Source organism: Kitasatospora sp. NPDC048545, assembly GCF_040651155.1.
Taxonomy (GTDB): domain Bacteria; phylum Actinomycetota; class Actinomycetes; order Streptomycetales; family Streptomycetaceae; genus Kitasatospora.
In genome coordinates this window covers 342,625-357,775 of record NZ_JBEZIQ010000003.1, presented here as the reverse complement: position 1 = coordinate 357,775, position 15,151 = coordinate 342,625, and the positions used below count along the sequence as shown (strand labels likewise).

The 15,151-nt window shown below is 70.5% G+C and carries 35 protein-coding genes; 33 read left to right on the top strand and 2 right to left on the bottom strand.

Translation table 11 applies throughout. The annotated features are described in order from the left end of the window. Positions 1 to 100 precede the first annotated feature (100 nt). The 7 genes from AB0D10_RS05570 (at position 101) to AB0D10_RS05540 (ending at position 4,489) form a co-directional block, all read left to right on the top strand. Positions 101 to 454, top strand: coding sequence for a GIY-YIG nuclease family protein (locus AB0D10_RS05570; protein ID WP_360251717.1), 354 nt, complete (start codon positions 101 to 103; stop codon positions 452 to 454). A 12-nt stretch (positions 455 to 466) separates the two neighbouring features. Then, entirely contained in the window at positions 467 to 1,444 is a 978-nt protein-coding gene (locus AB0D10_RS05565) for a hypothetical protein (RefSeq protein ID WP_360251714.1), read from the top strand. Beyond that, the gene (locus tag AB0D10_RS05560; protein ID WP_360251711.1) at positions 1,444 to 2,781 is read left to right on the top strand and encodes an AAA family ATPase; all 1,338 of its coding nucleotides are present in this window, start codon (positions 1,444 to 1,446) and stop codon (positions 2,779 to 2,781) included. The genes AB0D10_RS05565 and AB0D10_RS05560 overlap by 1 nt, the downstream gene beginning before the upstream one ends. Next, positions 2,778 to 2,951 (top strand): hypothetical protein, encoded by a 174-nt coding sequence (locus AB0D10_RS05555; RefSeq protein WP_360251708.1) that lies wholly within the window; start codon positions 2,778 to 2,780, stop codon positions 2,949 to 2,951. The genes AB0D10_RS05560 and AB0D10_RS05555 overlap by 4 nt, the downstream gene beginning before the upstream one ends. Positions 2,952 to 3,205: 254 nt before the next feature. Then, a complete protein-coding gene (locus AB0D10_RS05550) occupies positions 3,206 to 3,520 on the top strand; it encodes a hypothetical protein (RefSeq protein ID WP_360251705.1) in 315 nt (104 codons plus the stop codon). Positions 3,521 to 3,827: 307 nt separating this feature from the next. After that, positions 3,828 to 4,199 (top strand): SLOG family protein, encoded by a 372-nt coding sequence (locus AB0D10_RS05545; protein WP_360251702.1) that lies wholly within the window; start codon positions 3,828 to 3,830, stop codon positions 4,197 to 4,199. Further along, on the top strand, positions 4,196 to 4,489 hold the full coding sequence (locus tag AB0D10_RS05540; RefSeq protein WP_360251699.1) for a hypothetical protein: 294 nt from the start codon (positions 4,196 to 4,198) through the stop codon (positions 4,487 to 4,489). The genes AB0D10_RS05545 and AB0D10_RS05540 overlap by 4 nt, the downstream gene beginning before the upstream one ends. Positions 4,490 to 4,548: 59 nt before the next feature. Here AB0D10_RS05540 and AB0D10_RS05535 read toward each other — a convergent pair whose 3' ends face one another. Further along, positions 4,549 to 4,791, bottom strand: coding sequence for a hypothetical protein (locus tag AB0D10_RS05535; protein WP_360251697.1), 243 nt, complete (start codon positions 4,789 to 4,791; stop codon positions 4,549 to 4,551). 165 nt (positions 4,792 to 4,956) lie between these two features. On the opposite strand from AB0D10_RS05535, the gene AB0D10_RS05530 reads away from it, so the two are divergent. The 24 genes from AB0D10_RS05530 to AB0D10_RS05415 all read left to right on the top strand — a co-directional run bounded on the left by AB0D10_RS05530 (position 4,957) and on the right by AB0D10_RS05415 (position 13,690). Beyond that, complete coding sequence (locus AB0D10_RS05530) at positions 4,957 to 5,307, top strand: hypothetical protein (protein ID WP_360251694.1); 351 nt, start codon at positions 4,957 to 4,959, stop codon at positions 5,305 to 5,307. Between the two features lie 60 nt (positions 5,308 to 5,367). Then, positions 5,368 to 5,616 carry a hypothetical protein gene (locus AB0D10_RS05525; RefSeq protein ID WP_360251691.1) on the top strand — a complete coding sequence of 83 codons (249 nt, stop codon included), beginning with the start codon at positions 5,368 to 5,370 and terminating at the stop codon, positions 5,614 to 5,616. Between the two features lie 73 nt (positions 5,617 to 5,689). After that, entirely contained in the window at positions 5,690 to 5,992 is a 303-nt protein-coding gene (locus tag AB0D10_RS05520; RefSeq protein ID WP_360251688.1) for a hypothetical protein, read from the top strand. A gap of 440 nt (positions 5,993 to 6,432) precedes the next feature. Then, on the top strand, positions 6,433 to 6,648 hold the full coding sequence (locus tag AB0D10_RS05515; RefSeq protein ID WP_360251685.1) for a hypothetical protein: 216 nt from the start codon (positions 6,433 to 6,435) through the stop codon (positions 6,646 to 6,648). Between the two features lie 56 nt (positions 6,649 to 6,704). Beyond that, positions 6,705 to 6,893, top strand: coding sequence for a hypothetical protein (locus AB0D10_RS05510; RefSeq protein ID WP_360251682.1), 189 nt, complete (start codon positions 6,705 to 6,707; stop codon positions 6,891 to 6,893). Further along, complete coding sequence (locus tag AB0D10_RS05505; protein WP_360251679.1) at positions 6,890 to 7,228, top strand: hypothetical protein; 339 nt, start codon at positions 6,890 to 6,892, stop codon at positions 7,226 to 7,228. Before AB0D10_RS05510 ends, AB0D10_RS05505 begins: the two co-directional genes overlap by 4 nt. A gap of 19 nt (positions 7,229 to 7,247) precedes the next feature. Further along, positions 7,248 to 7,628: a hypothetical protein gene (locus AB0D10_RS05500; RefSeq protein ID WP_360251677.1), complete on the top strand. Its 381-nt coding sequence runs from the start codon at positions 7,248 to 7,250 to the stop codon at positions 7,626 to 7,628. Positions 7,629 to 7,631: 3 nt separating this feature from the next. Further along, positions 7,632 to 7,784, top strand: coding sequence for a hypothetical protein (locus AB0D10_RS05495; RefSeq protein ID WP_360251675.1), 153 nt, complete (start codon positions 7,632 to 7,634; stop codon positions 7,782 to 7,784). After that, positions 7,781 to 8,479: a hypothetical protein gene (locus AB0D10_RS05490; RefSeq protein ID WP_360251673.1), complete on the top strand. Its 699-nt coding sequence runs from the start codon at positions 7,781 to 7,783 to the stop codon at positions 8,477 to 8,479. Before AB0D10_RS05495 ends, AB0D10_RS05490 begins: the two co-directional genes overlap by 4 nt. A gap of 111 nt (positions 8,480 to 8,590) precedes the next feature. Continuing rightward, positions 8,591 to 8,932 carry a hypothetical protein gene (locus AB0D10_RS05485; RefSeq protein WP_360251671.1) on the top strand — a complete coding sequence of 114 codons (342 nt, stop codon included), beginning with the start codon at positions 8,591 to 8,593 and terminating at the stop codon, positions 8,930 to 8,932. Positions 8,933 to 8,994: 62 nt separating this feature from the next. Further along, entirely contained in the window at positions 8,995 to 9,195 is a 201-nt protein-coding gene (locus tag AB0D10_RS05480; RefSeq protein ID WP_360251668.1) for a hypothetical protein, read from the top strand. After that, positions 9,192 to 9,377 carry a hypothetical protein gene (locus tag AB0D10_RS05475; RefSeq protein WP_360251666.1) on the top strand — a complete coding sequence of 62 codons (186 nt, stop codon included), beginning with the start codon at positions 9,192 to 9,194 and terminating at the stop codon, positions 9,375 to 9,377. Before AB0D10_RS05480 ends, AB0D10_RS05475 begins: the two co-directional genes overlap by 4 nt. A gap of 9 nt (positions 9,378 to 9,386) precedes the next feature. After that, the gene (locus AB0D10_RS05470; protein ID WP_360251663.1) at positions 9,387 to 9,557 is read left to right on the top strand and encodes a hypothetical protein; all 171 of its coding nucleotides are present in this window, start codon (positions 9,387 to 9,389) and stop codon (positions 9,555 to 9,557) included. Positions 9,558 to 9,562: 5 nt separating this feature from the next. Further along, entirely contained in the window at positions 9,563 to 10,336 is a 774-nt protein-coding gene (locus tag AB0D10_RS05465; protein WP_360251660.1) for a hypothetical protein, read from the top strand. 278 nt (positions 10,337 to 10,614) lie between these two features. Then, the gene (locus tag AB0D10_RS05460) at positions 10,615 to 11,061 is read left to right on the top strand and encodes an HNH endonuclease (RefSeq protein WP_360251657.1); all 447 of its coding nucleotides are present in this window, start codon (positions 10,615 to 10,617) and stop codon (positions 11,059 to 11,061) included. Then, on the top strand, positions 11,058 to 11,333 hold the full coding sequence (locus AB0D10_RS05455) for a hypothetical protein (protein ID WP_360251655.1): 276 nt from the start codon (positions 11,058 to 11,060) through the stop codon (positions 11,331 to 11,333). The genes AB0D10_RS05460 and AB0D10_RS05455 overlap by 4 nt, the downstream gene beginning before the upstream one ends. Next, a complete protein-coding gene (locus tag AB0D10_RS05450; RefSeq protein WP_360251652.1) occupies positions 11,333 to 11,575 on the top strand; it encodes a hypothetical protein in 243 nt (80 codons plus the stop codon). Before AB0D10_RS05455 ends, AB0D10_RS05450 begins: the two co-directional genes overlap by 1 nt. A gap of 88 nt (positions 11,576 to 11,663) precedes the next feature. Then, on the top strand, positions 11,664 to 11,906 hold the full coding sequence (locus AB0D10_RS05445) for a hypothetical protein (RefSeq protein WP_360251649.1): 243 nt from the start codon (positions 11,664 to 11,666) through the stop codon (positions 11,904 to 11,906). Continuing rightward, positions 11,903 to 12,154 carry a hypothetical protein gene (locus AB0D10_RS05440; RefSeq protein WP_360251646.1) on the top strand — a complete coding sequence of 84 codons (252 nt, stop codon included), beginning with the start codon at positions 11,903 to 11,905 and terminating at the stop codon, positions 12,152 to 12,154. Before AB0D10_RS05445 ends, AB0D10_RS05440 begins: the two co-directional genes overlap by 4 nt. Continuing rightward, a complete protein-coding gene (locus AB0D10_RS05435) occupies positions 12,151 to 12,303 on the top strand; it encodes a hypothetical protein (protein ID WP_360251643.1) in 153 nt (50 codons plus the stop codon). Before AB0D10_RS05440 ends, AB0D10_RS05435 begins: the two co-directional genes overlap by 4 nt. After that, positions 12,300 to 12,599 carry a LuxR C-terminal-related transcriptional regulator gene (locus tag AB0D10_RS05430; protein ID WP_360251640.1) on the top strand — a complete coding sequence of 100 codons (300 nt, stop codon included), beginning with the start codon at positions 12,300 to 12,302 and terminating at the stop codon, positions 12,597 to 12,599. The genes AB0D10_RS05435 and AB0D10_RS05430 overlap by 4 nt, the downstream gene beginning before the upstream one ends. Continuing rightward, positions 12,596 to 13,201, top strand: a complete 606-nt coding sequence (locus AB0D10_RS05425) for a hypothetical protein (protein WP_360251637.1) — start codon at positions 12,596 to 12,598, stop codon at positions 13,199 to 13,201. Before AB0D10_RS05430 ends, AB0D10_RS05425 begins: the two co-directional genes overlap by 4 nt. Continuing rightward, positions 13,198 to 13,362, top strand: a complete 165-nt coding sequence (locus AB0D10_RS05420) for a hypothetical protein (RefSeq protein WP_360251634.1) — start codon at positions 13,198 to 13,200, stop codon at positions 13,360 to 13,362. The genes AB0D10_RS05425 and AB0D10_RS05420 overlap by 4 nt, the downstream gene beginning before the upstream one ends. 130 nt (positions 13,363 to 13,492) lie before the next feature. Next, on the top strand, positions 13,493 to 13,690 hold the full coding sequence (locus tag AB0D10_RS05415) for a hypothetical protein (protein WP_360251630.1): 198 nt from the start codon (positions 13,493 to 13,495) through the stop codon (positions 13,688 to 13,690). 24 nt (positions 13,691 to 13,714) lie between these two features. Here the strand turns inward: AB0D10_RS05415 and AB0D10_RS05410 are convergent, their stop codons facing one another. Further along, positions 13,715 to 14,053, bottom strand: coding sequence for a hypothetical protein (locus tag AB0D10_RS05410; protein WP_360251627.1), 339 nt, complete (start codon positions 14,051 to 14,053; stop codon positions 13,715 to 13,717). 120 nt (positions 14,054 to 14,173) lie between these two features. On the opposite strand from AB0D10_RS05410, the gene AB0D10_RS05405 reads away from it, so the two are divergent. Then, positions 14,174 to 14,461: a DUF6300 family protein gene (locus AB0D10_RS05405; RefSeq protein WP_360251764.1), complete on the top strand. Its 288-nt coding sequence runs from the start codon at positions 14,174 to 14,176 to the stop codon at positions 14,459 to 14,461. 214 nt (positions 14,462 to 14,675) lie between these two features. Further along, entirely contained in the window at positions 14,676 to 15,116 is a 441-nt protein-coding gene (locus tag AB0D10_RS05400; protein ID WP_360251624.1) for a GIY-YIG nuclease family protein, read from the top strand. Positions 15,117 to 15,151 lie beyond the last annotated feature (35 nt).

Here is a 15,151-nt window from a genome sequence, read left to right as displayed (position 1 = left end):
CCGGAGAGCCGGACGGCCACTCCTGGCAAGCCACTGAAGGCAAGACCTCATCAGCCACATCCGGCCCTCCCGGGCCGAACAACACCTTACGGAGAACCTCATGCCGCTGCTACGTGCCTTCCCCGTCCGGCCGTTCGACCGGAGGGTACCTGGTCCTCGTCTCTCATTGCCTGCCGAGGAGCCCGGCTACTACCCGGAGACAGCTCTTTACCGGTTCTTCGACTCCCGGAAGCGGCTGCTGTACGTGGGGATCTCGGGTCAGCTTCGCGAACGCTGGCCACAGCACCGCAGGAAGGCCCCTTGGTGGCCGGCGGCCGACTTCGTATCCATCGAGCACTGGTCGACCGAGGTTGATGCCCTCGCCGCCGAGCGTGCCGCGATCGCCGTCGAGCGACCGCTGTTCAACAAGCGAAGCGCCCGTCGGCCGCCCGCCTCCGCCTCTACCTCATCTTGATCGGAAACCGACATGGCACGTGGTCACGGACGGGTTCTCACCCGCATCTGGGACGACCCCGACTTCACCGCTCTACCCGGGGAGATCCAGAGGCTCTACCTGTTCCTCATCAGCCAGCCAAACCTCAACCACGCGGGCCTGCTGCCGCTGACGCTGAAGCGCTGGAGCTCACGGGCGCACGGTCTGAGCCCGGCGGTCCTGCGGGAGCAGCTCGCGGTGTTGTCGGCACGCCGGTTCGTTGTGGTCGACGAGGACACCGAGGAGCTTCTCGTTCGCTCGTTCGTGCGCAACGACGGCGTGTGGAAGCAGCCGCAGGTGATGGGCGCAATGGTGTCGGGGGCGCTGGAGATCACGTCTAGGCCGTTGCGGGCCGCCCTTCTTGCGGAGGTGGAGCGGATCCCACTGGACGAGCTGAGCGATGAGCCCGGCCGGAAGGGTCTGTCGCCGCTGCAGGAGGTGTCTCGGCACATCGCGGCGCTGCGGGCGGCGTTCAGGGAGCCGGACCCGAAGCCCCCTGCGGCAGTCCTTCCCGAAGGGGTTGGGGAAGGGGTTGCTGAACCCCTCCTTGAAGGGGTGGAGGCAGGCTCAACGCGCGCGCGCGGGCGTTTTCCCCTACCCCTACCCCATTCCCCTTCTCTTCCTGTCGCGGATGTCGTCGACATCCGGTCCGCCCGCCAAGAGCGGCCGGACGTGGAAGAGGCTTGCACGCTCCTCGCGGACCTGATCGCCGAGAACGGCACCAAACGCCCGACCATCACCAAGCGATGGCGAGACGCAGCCCGGCTCATGATCGACGCCGACGGGGTTGCCATCGCCGATGCCCTCGGCGCCATCCGCTGGTCCCAAGCCGACGAGTTCTGGCGCAGCGTCATCCTCTCGATGCCGAAACTGCGCCAGAAGTACCCCCAACTCAAGCTCCGCGCCCAAGCCCAGAAGCAGCGCAAGCAACCCACCAGCTACCAGACCTACGCAGACCAGGGGGTCTTCTGATGACGACCACCATGCCCGCCGAACTCGACGACCTCGCAGACCTGGACCGGTCCCGCCCCAACGACCTCGAAGCCGAGCAGGCCTACCTCGGCCGCGTCACCCTCGCATCAAACGGGCGGCGCATGCTCCGCGACCACCCCGTCGCCGGCAGCGACTTCTACAGGCCCGCACACCAGACGATCCACGCAGCCATCCACGCCGTCGCCGACCGCGGCGAGCCCATCGACCCGTACACCATCGCCGCCGAGCTCCAGAACCAAGGCGCACTCAGCCGAGTCGGCGGAAGCGTCTACCTCGCCACCTGCGCACAGGCCGCGTACTACGGCGGCGACGCCGAGTGGCTCGCCTGGCGCATCCGCGACCTTGCCCAGCGGCGCGCCCTCATCGAAACCGGGCAGCGCATCGCCCAACTCGGCTGGATACCGGACACCGACGCCGATGCCGGAGACCTCGCCGAGAACGCCGTCGATCTCGCCCGGACCGTCCGCGACGCCGGCCGCGCCGCCGAGGACTCCCCCGTCGTCGACATGCTCGACTTCCTTGACGGCCCCGACCCCGGCTACGACTGGGTCAGCCCCGGCTACATGGAGCGCGGCGAAAGGTGCATCTGGACTGCGGGCGAAGGCGGCGGCAAGTCGGTGCTGCTGCGGCAGATCGCCGTGTGCATCGCCGCCGGGATCCTGCCGTTCGACGGCCGTCCGTCCGAGCACGGGGCGAAGAAGGTCCTGGTGCTGGACTGCGAGAACAACGTCCGCCAGTCCCGCCGCCACTACAGCCGGCTCTTTGCGATCGCCGAGCAGCACGGCATGGCGGTACGCCGCGGCCAGTTCCACTTCGACCTGCGCCCCGAAGGCGTCGACCTCACCCGGGCCGCTGGGCGCGCGTGGCTGATGCGCCGCGTCGAAGCCGTCCAGCCCGACCTGCTCGTCGTCGGGCCGATCTACCGGTTGCACGAGGGCGACCCCAACGACGAACGGCACGCCCGCGCCGTCACCGTCGCCCTCGACCAGGCGCGGCTCGTTGCCGACTCGGCGATGGTCCTGGAAGCGCATGCGGCGAAGGGCAACGGGCAAGGCCCCCGGCCCCTGGCCCCGGTCGGCTCCGGCCTGTGGCTGCGCTGGCCCGAGTACGGCATGGGATTGCGCCCGGTCGAGGATGCCCGCTCCGCCCAGGAGGACCGGGCTCGCAGGGTCATCCCGTGGCGTGGCGCTCGTGAGGAACGGCAGTGGCCGGCCTTCGTGTGCCAGGGCGCGGACGGCTCGTGGCCGTGGCGCTCGTACAAGCCCATCGACGCAGACCCGTTCACCGGCATCTCCCCCACTGGAGCGCTCTCATGACCCTCACCGAGCACTGCCCGTCCTGCCTGTCCGCAGCACGGATTGTCCATCGTGTCGACGACGGCACGCACATCTGCACCGAGTGGCTGTGCGGTCGGTGCGGGCGCAGCTGGCGGACGGAGTACCTGTCGGACGCGTACGCGGATGAGGAGTCCTACGGAACGTCGTGACTGTCGGGCTCTCTGGCTGAGCGTCATGACGTGGCGCCGGTAAGGGCTCTTTCGGGGCCAACTCCGGCATCGAAGCCCCCGGGCGGCCCTTCAGGCTCTCCCGAAAGCCGCCCCGCCCGATCACCCCAACCCAACCCCAGCAGGCCGCACACGCCCCCTTCTCTCCCCGATTTGAGGCCATCATGGCGAACAGAGCCACCGTGCTCCTTGAAGAACCCACTCGCACGAGCGCTCCCCCGCCGACTGCGGGTCGCGTGGCGCAGCTTGTCGACGCCGCCGAGCGCCGCCGTCTGACGCCGGTCGAAGCGGCGGAGCTGCGCCGTGGCATCGAGCACCTGGAGGCCTGCCTGACGGACGCGGGGGCGCAGCTGCGCCGGGCGGCCGATGCTGCGGAGCGGGCGCGGGACGACCACGCGAGGGACCTGCTGACGGTGCATCACCCGGCGATGGGCGTGGAGTGTCGGCGGTGCGGCGCGGCGGCGGGCACGTGGTGTCGGCCGGTGGTGGGCCTGGCGATGCCGCGGACTCTGCATGTGGCTCGCCTGCTGGGTGCGGGGGTGCTGTGGTGACGGCGTACCGGCTGGATGCGGCCCGGCTGCTGGAGTTGGTGGATGCCCGCCGGATGGAACTGGGTTGGTCGCGTCGGCGGTTGGCTGCGGCGTTGGGGACGACGTCGGGTGCGTTTACGCGGATGGGGCGTGGTGGGGCGCCGGATTCGAACCTGCTGCTGAGCCTGCTGATCTGGTTGGACTGGGCGCCGGAACTGGCTCTGCTGGCGGCAGGTCGCGGCGAGACGTCGCTGGGGTGTGGGACGTGTTTCGGGTCTCCGCCGGTGGGGTTCTCGTGTGTGCACTGCGGTGCTGTGGGGGTGCGGCCGTGACCGAGCACTCTCGAATTCTGGTGACTGGTTCGCGGGCGTGGTCGGATCGGGCGCGGCTGGAGTGGGCGCTGGGGGTGGCGTTCAAGGCGTTCAGGCCGATCGTGGTCGTGCACGGGGCTTGTCCGACGGGTGCGGATGCGATGGCGGCGGCGTGGGCGCAGCGGGCGGGTGTGGGGGTGGAGGCGTGGCCGGCTGATTGGGTTGCGCATGGTCGGGCGGCTGGTCCGCGGCGGAATCAGGCGATGGTCGATGCGGGGGCGCGGTACGTGCTTGCTTTCCTGCTGCCGAACAGTCGCGGGACCGAGGACTGCGTGCGGCGGGCGGAGGCTGCGGGGATTCCGGTGCGGCGTTTCGAGGCCACGCGATGAGCGCCAGCGACCTGGACCGGTTCTACGACGTGCCGGACGTAGTGACCGCGAGGCTTCATGGTGGCCCGTGCGACGGCGAGGCGACGTCGTTTCCGGCGGCGCTGATGGAAAGCGTTCGCCCGCACCTGGTGCGCGTGGTGCCGCTGAAGCTCGTGCTGCCAGCGGCCGAGGCGTCCGGTCCGCCGGAGCGGGTCCAGCGGGCCTTTTACCAGGCGTTGCGGGATGACTTCGGGTTTTTCTCGCGGGACGACTCAGGGCGGGTGCGGTTCGACTTTTGGGGTCTGCAGTGAGCGGGCAGCACGAATGGCCGCTCGGCGTAGAAGGCCGGCGGCTGACGGGGCTTGGTGGGCTACTCGGCGGGCGGAGCGTGTTCCTCGCGCGGCGCAGACCAGGGGCCGGCTGCGGGACGGTCCGGCAGCTTGGCTCCGGGCCTGCGCATGTACCAGAGCATGAAGTCGCGGAGGACTGCTGCTCGTGGGCTTCGGCCCTTGGGGTGGATGGCCTTGGCCGCACTCTCGAAGGCGTTCCACTCGCTCGTCCAGGCGCGGAATTGCCGGGGTGCGAGTTCGTCCGGCGGGGTCTCGTTGGTCATGGCTGCAGGGTAGCGGTTCGTAGCTACGAGCAGCAATGGGGCGAACCGAGCGTCGTAGCTACAAAATCTTGGTCGCCCACCTTGCTTCGTAGCTACAAGAGGCGTAGCTTTGTAGCTACAAGGAACGGCGTCGGGCCGGACCAAGCAGCTGAGCTGGAGCGCAACATGCGCCGCACCATCACCGCCATCCGCCGCACCATCCAGGCCGCCCGCACGGTCCACTACCTCGACCTCAACGACCCGCGGCTCACCACCATCAGCAACTACCTGACCAGCCTCGGCGCCGACGAGAAGCTCATCCGCTCCACCAAGTCCGTCCTCGGCGGCCGCATCAAGAAGGCGTTCGCCAACGCCGGCATCACCCGCTCCGACCTGCTGACCCGCATCAAGCCCCGCAAGGCGTACCGGTCCTGGCTGACGGTGACCCCGGGCTACCTGCCGGAGCAGCTGCCGATCCTCGACCAGGTCATCGCCTGCTACCCGAAGACCGCCCACCTCGTCCCGGAGGTCGGCTGAACCAACTTCGGCGCCCTCCGGCACGGCCGCCCTCGCGCCAGCCAGGTGAAGGAGAACCCCGTGACCCCCGCCCAGATCCTCGCCTTCGGCATCGTTCACGTCTGCACCCCCGGGCCCACCGGCGGCTGGGACCACGACATCCAGTCCGACCTCGACCTTCGCGACGAATGGCACCACGCCACCCTCGCCGCCGAGTTCGGCTCCGACGAGTGGTGCTGGGCCCGTCACAAGCGCCACAGCGCGGAGACTCGCATCGCCACGGCCCTCGGCATCTACGACTACCGCCGTGCATGGGTCATCCCCGCCTGATCCGGCGACCGAAGACCAACAAAGCCGCCGAGCTGTTCGCCCGCCTCACCCTCGCCGCGTAGGGAGCCCCCTTATGAACAGCCGCCCCGTCTACGACGCCGCCACGATCCTGGCCGTCGGAATCGTCCACTTCTGCACCCCCGGTCAGCAGATCGGCTGGCCCCACCAGATCCAGGCCCTGCTGGAGACGCGAGACGGAGCTGCGGCCGCCGAGAGGACCGCCGTCTGGGGGAGCCGCGGATACCGGGAGGCCTTCGTCGCCCGGATCGCCGCCGAGGCCCAGCTCGCCCGGGCCTTGGACGTGCCGGCCCGTACCGCCGAACCCCTCGACTGCGACCCCTGGCTCATGCACCTGACCACCCACCCCGCCGCCTAGCCCTCAGCCCCGGCCTGGTCCTGCTTGTCCGCGACTGACCCCGCGAGGAGCTGCATCGTGAACCCGAATCCGTCCGACTCCGAGATCGAACTTCTCCTCGCCGCGTGCGGCCTGAACCTCCCCCGCGAGTTGAAGCCCTGCGGAACACAGGCCGCCTACCACCGGCATCTCGACCACGGCGAAAAGCCGTGCGAGGACTGCACCACCGCGAACCGCGAGTACGGCCGGCAGTTGCGGACACGTCCGCACACTCGGCTGCGCCCCATCAAGCATGGAACACCCGGCGGCGCTGACGCTCACCGCTACCGCGGTGAGGGCGCATGCGGGGCCTGTGCTGAGGCATATCGAGCGGATCGCCGTCGGCGGTCTGCAGCTCGCCGCACGGCTTGAAGCCCTCGCCAGCTGGCTCCCCCCGCGCCATTTACCCCTGAGGAGATCTGATGAACACCCAGTCAGTCACTGACGCCACCCGCACCCGCCACGAGATCTTCCTTCGTCAGACCATCGCTCATGCCGTGGGCATCGCCCGCGGTCCGCGCGGGACGACCGGCGCCTACGCCGACGCGTCCGTGAACGCCTGGTGGGCGCACCGCCTTCTGGGTGCTCTCGCCGACGTGATCCCGGCGGCCGAGCTCGCATCGACGTGGACGCGTTGACCGCGTACGCCGCAGCCAAGTTCACCACCCAACCCGCCGCCTGAGGAGACCTTCCGATGAGCACCCTGACCGCCGCACTGTCCGCCTGGGAGCAGGCCGCGGCCCGCACCTCTGGCAGTCACGGAACCCTCAGCCACGAGATCACCATCCGGGACCTCGCCACCGGCCACACCGTCACCTACCCGATCACCCCCAGCCAGGCCGCCGACCTTACCCAGCGACTCATGCAGGAGACCAGCCGATGAGCACCCACGTGGCACCTGTGCCCGAAGCCACGCACTACGGCATCGACGTCACCGCGATCGGTGAGGACGGCGACCTGCTGGCGTTCGGCCACCACGACCCACGCCACGCCTTGGCAGCGTTCAACCGCCACGCACGAATCGAGTGGGGCCTGGCCAACCTTGCGGACTGCCGGTCCGCCTGCGCCAGCGACGCCATCGCCCAGATCACCACCGGATGGGGCCAGTTCCGCACGCCGGCTCCGGGGACGGACGAGGACCCGGACTGGGAGTGGGTCATGGACGAGTGCCCTGCCGACGCCGAGCACGCCACCCCGTACACGCGCTACCGCGCCTGACCACCGAGGAGACCACCCGATGAGCACCCAGCCCCAGCCCGTGGCGTACTACTGCGACCACCGCCACCTCGACCCCGACAAGCACCCGCACTACCTGCTGGAATGCGTCATCGGCGAGGGCTGGCGAATCGTCAAGCGACCCGAGGTCGCCCACGACCTCAACTTCACCTACCAGGACTACAAGCCGGCCCACCTGCCCGCCGAGCTGCGCGACTTCCAGTGCCCCAGCGCCCAGCCGCTCTATCTGCCGCACAGCCGCCTCGTCGAGGCCGCCCGCCGAGCCCTGGACGCCCTCGACGACCTCATCGCCGACAGCCGCGACCCCGGCACCGAGGCCCTTGGCGCCCGCTACGAACTCGCCCAGGCCCTCACCAACCACCCCGCCGCCCAGGAGGCCTGAGCCATGACCGAGCCCCAGCCCACCGCCGATTGGCGTTGTCCCGCCACCAACCCCGAGCACCCCGACCGCCAGTGCTGGTACCCGGCCGGCCACGAGGGCCGCGATGCCGCCAACAACTGGGACCTGCACCAGGACGAGAACGGAGACCAGTGGTGAACCAGCCCCTCGACCTCGACGCCATCCAGGCCCGCTGCGACGCCGCCACCCCCGGCCCATGGCGGTGGCGTGGCAACACCGAGGCCCGCCACCTTCGCCTCCAGACCCCTCACCACGGCGGCCTGACCGTCATGGACTTCAAGCGCTGGGGCATGCAGGGCGCCCGGCCCCGCTTCGCTCGCGACCACCTCATGTACCCCGCCAACGAGATGGTCACCTACGAGGTTGCCGCCTGGTCGAAGGACATCTACCGCAAGGACATCGTCGGTATCGAGCACCCGGACGCCGAGTTCATCGCCGCCGCCCGTGAGGACGTGCCCGCGCTGCTCGCCCGGGTCCGGGAACTGGAGGCCGCCATCGGCGCCGTCCTTGCGCTGCCCACCGCCACCGACGAGGAGCTGGAGCGGATGGACCCCGAGGCCTACCAGCAGACCACCGGCCGCGACGACGCCATCGCCGACATCCAGCAGATGCTCCGCCAGCCCGCCCCCAGCGGCCCGCAGACGCCCACCCTCACCGGCTGGGCCGCCGACATGGCCGACGCCAGCCTCACCCCCTACGACGGTGCCCTCACCCTCGACGCCGACGACGCTCCGTTCGTCCGGCTGCACTTCGCCTTCGCCGAGGACATGCCGGACGCGGACCGCGAGCGCTTCCTCACCCAGCTCGGCCGGATCATCCTCGCCAAGCTCTGACGGCCGCGCACGGCCCGCAGACGCCCGCCTGACGGCCCCGCAGGCCCGCACCGGACCACCCGGCGCCCCAACGGGCCGCCACGGGCCGCCACGACCACCAGGAGACCAGCCATGGCCACCGCCACCACCCCCGGCAACCTCCTCGCCGACGCCGAACGCTCCCTCACCGCCGCCCACGTCGCCGAACAGATCCTCACCCAACACCCCACGCTGCCGATCGAGCTGATCCACGCCTGCGGCACCGACGGCACCGGCAGCGCCGCGCCCCTCCTGGAGCTGGTCCTGGTCGATGGCGCCACCGACGCCATCGCCGACTGGGCCCGCGCCGTGAACACCGACGTGACCGTGGACCAGGGCTACCTCCTGTCCGCCCAGCACCGCGCCATCGCCGAGATCGACGGCGTGACCGTCTGGGTCACCACCTACGAGCACGACGACGAGTCCGAGGACTGACCACCACCCCGGGGCGGCCGGCACCCACCGGCCGCCCCCACCCACCCACCACGGAGACCCACATGGCCACCGCCCGAGACCGACTGGTCAACCTCCTCGACGCCTACCGCGCCGACACCGTCACCGCCGCCCTCGACGCCTATCGGGACGAGGTGCTCGCCGAAGCGGCCGAGATCGCCAGCACCGTCGTCGGCCCGCTGTGGCACCTCGACACCATCGCCGAGGTGCAGGCCCGCCTCAACGCCGCCGGGGGCGACCGGTGATCGCCACCCCGCCCGACGACACCGACCTCGACGAGCGAGAGCGCCGCCTCCGCGCCGACATCCAGGACGCCCGCAAGGCCTTGAACCGCGCCCGGGACCGGTTCGACCAGCTCTGCGAGGAACTGCTCGACCTGCGCTACGAGCGCCAGCAGCGCGCCGCCGCCCGCACCACGACCAGCTGAGGACCCGCCATGGACCCGATCACCATCCGCTGGGACCGCACCGTCATCCACCCCGGCCACACCGGCGACGACACCATCGTCTGCTGCCTCACCGAAGACGGCCAGCCCGTCGCCCTCATCCTCGACGACGAACACCGCGAGGCCCTCGGCCTGCTGCTGGTCGACCCCGAAGGGGAGTGAGCGCCATGGTCGACCGGCCGCACGGATTCACCCGCTACGTCACCGACGGCTGCCGCTGCTACACCTGCGCCTGGGCCCGCCACCAGTACCAGGTACGCATCGACACCCTCAAGGCCGCCGGCCGATGGCAGCCCTACGTCGACGCCGCACCCGCCCGCACCCACCTCCAGCAGCTCAGGGCACAAGGGCTCGGTCTCCGCCGGATCCAGGACATCAGCAGCGTCGACCGCGCCAGCCTCCAGAAGATCCTCCACGGCCGACCGAAGATCCGCCCCGCCACCGCCCGAGCCATCCTCCGAACCCGCCCCGCCCTCGACGACTACGCCCCCGCCGCCGTCATCGACGCCACCGGCACCACCCGCCGACTGCAGGCCCTCATCGCGGCCGGCTGGCCGTACGCCTACCTGGCCGACCGTCTCGGCCGGACCCGCGCCAACCTGTCTTCGCTCCTGCGACGCGCCCGCGTCCAGGCGTACACGGCGCGCGCCGTACGCGACCTGTACGACGAGCTGTGGCTGACCGACCCGGCCACCCGCGGCGCCGACCCCGAGGCCATGTCCCGGGCCCGCGCGTGCGCCGCGTCCAACAGCTGGGCCCCGCCCGGTGCGTGGGACGAGGACGAGATCGACAACCCCGAGACCGCCCCGGACTGGACCGGATCCTGCGGCACCCCGCCCGGCTACTGGGCCCACCTGCGCATGGGCACCGCCACCTGCCCGCCCTGCCGCGCCGCGATTGCCACGCACAAAGCCGAGCGCAAGACCGCTGCGGCCGCCTGACGCCCTGACGCCCGACGCCGCCCGCAACCCGCGGGCGGCCCCACCACCCCGCCAACTGGAACGGAGAGCGGATGATTCAGGAATCACGCGGGACGTGCAGCAACTGTGGCAAGGAGTCTCCGGGCAGGCTTCGCCGACAGCGCTGTGAGCCTTGCTACCGCGCTTATCTCCGAGCGCAAAAGGCTGCAGGCACCTTCAGCTCGCCCTCACACCGATTCCCACGCCCCCTACGCGACCGGCTGCTCGACAGAGTCGAAAAGGACTCGAACGGCTGCTGGTTGTGGACCGGAAACATCAATGCCGGCGGCTACGGCCAGATTCGGGACGCGAAAGGCAAGACCGTCCGCGTACACCGGGCCAGTTACGCCGAGTTCGTGGGCCCCATACCGGATGACCTGGTCCTCGACCACCTCTGTTCAGTTCGCCACTGCTTCAACCCTGAGCACCTGGAGGCCGTGACGATCCAGGTCAACGTCCGCCGAGCTTGGGAGCGGGCATCGGCCCATTCCCGGCCCCCCGGGTTCCCTGCGAATTTGACCGGTCGCGAGGCCGAAGTCCTGTTCTACACACATCAGGGCCATGCCACCCGCGACATTGTCCAGCTTCTGGGTTGTAGCGCAGGTGCAGTTCGGAACGCCCGGGCCAGTGCCTGCCGGAAGCTCGGCGCTCGCGATGCCGAGCACGCTGCCCAGATTATCGACGCACAGAACGGGACCGCCCAGTGACCGACCAGCCCGCCGACCTGCTCACCGCCGCAGCCCAGCGCCTCATCAACGGCGCCCCCGAGATCGCGGACTCTAACATCGCCTGGACGCTCGCCGAGTGGCTGAAGGACGCCGCGACCCGCGAGGCCGCGAAGGTGGAGTCCGCGCACCGGGTGTGGCCCAACCCCGACGCCGATGACATTGCCGACCGCGACCGGTGGATCGCCAACCACGTCGACCAGCACGCCCTCGACGTCGCCCGCGCGGTGCTCGGCCAGGACGGCGGCCAGTGATGGCCCGCTGCGATCTCACCGACCTGCCCACCGACATGTGCGCCCACTGCCTCCGCCACACCGACCCCGACCAGGAAGCCGCCCGCGACCGGGCCCGGCTTCTCGCCACCGGCCGAGGCTGGATCGCCGCCCAGTGGCCCGGCACCTGCGAGCACTGCGGCGAGCGCTTCGAGCCCGGTACCGCGATCCGCATGGACATCCCCACCGGCTGGCGCGCCGAATGCTGCGCACCCACCGCGTGACCCTCGACCCGCTGCTGGTCCTGGCCGGCGCCCTTCTCGGCGCCGGCCTCGCGGCAGCCCTCCTCGCACTCCACCCCCGGAGACGCACATGAACACCACCCTGTACGTCCTCGCCACCTGCGGACCCGCCAGCCCCCTCAGCATCTGGTGGCTGCACCGCATCACCACCATGCGCAAGATCGCCCGTACGCCGCAGCCCGACAGCATCGCCGTCATCCCCGCCAACCGCTACCAGGACGCCGTCCTCTACGTCCGCACCGGCTACACCGTCCGCTACTTCACCGTCCCCGGCACCCGGCGGACCACCAACTGTGAGGAGCCGCAGCCGTGACCCGCGCCGAAGCTCTTGCCCGGGCAGCCGAGTGGGCCCACGGCGCCGAAAAAGCCTTGGAGGACTCCACCCAGGCCCACGAGGATGCCCGGCGCCTCATGGCCGTACCCGGCGGCTACTCCACCCCCGAGGTCTCGCGTCTCATCTCGCTTGCAGACAAACGATCCGACGATGTCCACATCCTGCTGGCGGTAGCCCAGACCTGGGCCGCAATCGCCGCAGCCACACCCGAGGCGCCGCAGCCGTGACCCGCGAGCACACCCTGCGGCCCGGCATCACCTGGGACCCCACCGTGATCCGCGTCGAGACCGTCGTCCCTGACGACACGCCCGACCCCCGCCCCAACCGCGCCACCCGCCGGGCTCTCAGGCGCGCCAAGAGGAAGGCCAGCCGATGACGTTCAACGCCCGCCCCGGGCAGGCCCTCACCCGAGCTGAGATCGACACCCTTCGTCTTGCCGCAGACGGCTGCACCATCAACCAGACCGCCCACAGCCTGAACATCACCCGCGCCGCCGTCGTCAACCGCACCCAGAGCGCTCGCACCAAGCTCGGCGCCCGCAGCACCACCCACGCCGTCGTCCTCGCTCACCAGACCGGCCAACTCGACCTCGACTGCGGGGCCGCCGGCATCACGCGCGCCCTCGAAGCCGCCGCCCGGCTCGCCGCCAGCACCCCCAGGAGCGCCGCATGACCAGCGCCTACCAGCAGCAACTCGCCCAGCAACTCCGCGCCGCCGAGGACGAGCTCGGCAACCGCCGCCGACAGGTCGCCGACCTGGCCGAGGAGCTCGCCGCGCTCCGAGCCCGCGTCATCCGCACCCGCACCGCCTGGTGGTCCGCCTGCCGTCGGGCCGCCGCCAGCCGCAGCAGCCGCGAGGCATATGAGGCTGCCGCCGAACGCTGGGTTGACGACCTCGCCCGCCTCGGCCACGACCAGATGAAGCGCGCCGAACAGGCCGAGGCCGCCCTTGCCGCTCTCCATGAGGGCGAGGAGCCGTACGAGGACGAGCGCCTCGTGCCTACCCCCGCAGAGTGGATTTGGAAGTGGAACCGCGCCACCCCGGCCGAACGCCTCCTGCGCGCCCAGCGCATCCTCGTGCACAGGAGCCAGGTTTCCCGCTGTGTCTGGGAGCACAGCGAGCTGCTCGACCGCGCCGAACAGGCCGAGGCCCGCATCGCCGCCGTCCGGGCGCTCGCCGACGAGCTGGAACGGCAAGAGGCATACGGCGGCCTGGCCGACGGCTACCAGGACGCCGCGGACCGGATCCGCGCGGCACTCGAAGCCCGGCAGTGACCGAGGACATTGAGGTGTTCGTCGACTGGTGGCTCGCTGCCAGCGACGAAGACCGCCAACAGTTCATCGCAGACAGCCTGCCGGCCCCCGCCGAGCGCCCGCCGATGGTGGACGTGATCCGCGACCTCGCCGACTACCGGCCGGGAAGCGCCACCTGCTGACCGGCCGCTCCGCACCGTGACGACCCCGGTGCTCTTGCGTGAGCGCACGAGTCGTTCCAGCTGGCCGGGCCATTTTCGGTGACCCGTTCGGGCTCTGGCTGGCGATTTTCGGTGCCGCTACAAAGGATCCATGAGCAATCCCGAGTATGTCCCGGTCAGTGCCGCGTACCTTCGCAACTTCTTCGATGCCGACGGCAAGCCGCTGGAAGGCAGGAGCAAGTGCCCGACGTGTGGCCGGACCAACCTGTTCCAGCTGGACTTCTCGAACGGTGAGGTGATGCGGTTCTCCAGCCCCTGCCACGCGTTCGAGGTGCCGACGCCTAACTGACCGCCCCTGCCTGCTGCGCCCGGCCTACTGGCCGGGCGCTTTCGTGTGTTCGACGGGTTGGTCGTCGCCGCGTTGGTTGGCGAGGGCGTCGGCGATGAGCCAGGCGAGGGGTTCGGCGTCGTTGATGGGGAGGTGGCCGACGATCTCCCCGTTGATGATCCATTTGAGGAAGACGCCAGCGCGGGCTTTCGCGGCTTGGGACAGACCGGCGTAGACCTGGCCGGTCTGGCCGCGGGCCTCGGTCTCCAGGTTGAGGGGGACGAGCTTGGAGCGGTGGGTGCCGCCGCGGGCGCCGAGGCCGGCTTGCTGGTTGGGGACGGTGCAGTGGGTGGGGTCGCACCAGGTGGGGTGGAGCGTGGTCATGCCGCCCAGAGTAGTCGAGCACACGTTCGATTCTTGATCGCGCTGCCGGAACCCTTGACTCCGCATGATCGCGGGCAGATCCTGGCTGCCCCCACCAGGGAGGAGCCCCCATTGACCGACATGGCCGACTTCCAAGTGATCAGAACCAACGACATGCCGACCTGCCCCCAGTGCGGCCAAGCCGCCGCCCTCACCGCCCGCCTCCCGCTCGGGGACGGCATCGACATGCTCCTGTGCCTCCAATGCGACACCGGCAACACCCCGGCCGGCCGGCTCGTCGCCATCCTGGGCCTCCCCGAAGGCGAGCGGCCGATGGACCTGTTCGGCGACTTCATCGTCGACTGGCTGCACGCGGGCGCAGCTGCTCACGGCTGGCGCCAAATACCGAACCAGTCCTCCGGGAGCTGAACGCCGCAGGAGCCCTGCCGTCGGATACGGCAGGGCTCTTGTTCCCGTATGGCCTTCGACCGGGCACAGCCGCCCGGGCGGCGTCAGTCCCGGGTGGGACAGTGACCGAATGGACTCCGTTGACATCGGGAGTGGCGGGCCTGGCCCCTGCCGCGACTGCGGCCGGCACTGGCCAGGTCTGTGGCCGGGCGGACGCTGCCGCCCCTGCTGGAACGTGAAGCTCGACCTCCGTCGCGAGACGCGTGCCACCGGCCCGACGGCCCTGTACCGCTGCTTCGACGAGGACGGCTGGCTGCTGTACATCGGCACCAGCCTCGACCCGAAGCGCCGGTTCCGGGAGCACGCGAAGTGGTTCGGCTGGTGGCCCGCGGTTGTGCGGATCGACGTCGAGTGGCTGCCATACGGGTTCCCCAGGTCGATGAAAACGGAGCACGCGGCGATCTGGCGGGAACGGCCGGCGTGCAATGCCGAGCCGAGGGTTGTGGTGGAGGAGTGCGGGCCGCCGATGGAGGGCGGGACGTGGTTCGACCGTGGGGCGCAGTTGCGGGAGTGGCGTCGGTGGTTCGCGGTGTGGCGGGACTGCCGGCTACAGCCGGAGGAAGTGGCATGGAAGTCCGCTGCGCAACATCTGGACGACCGCGTTCCGCAGGCGTAGCGTTCCCCGCCACGAGGGGTGGCACCTGGGCACCC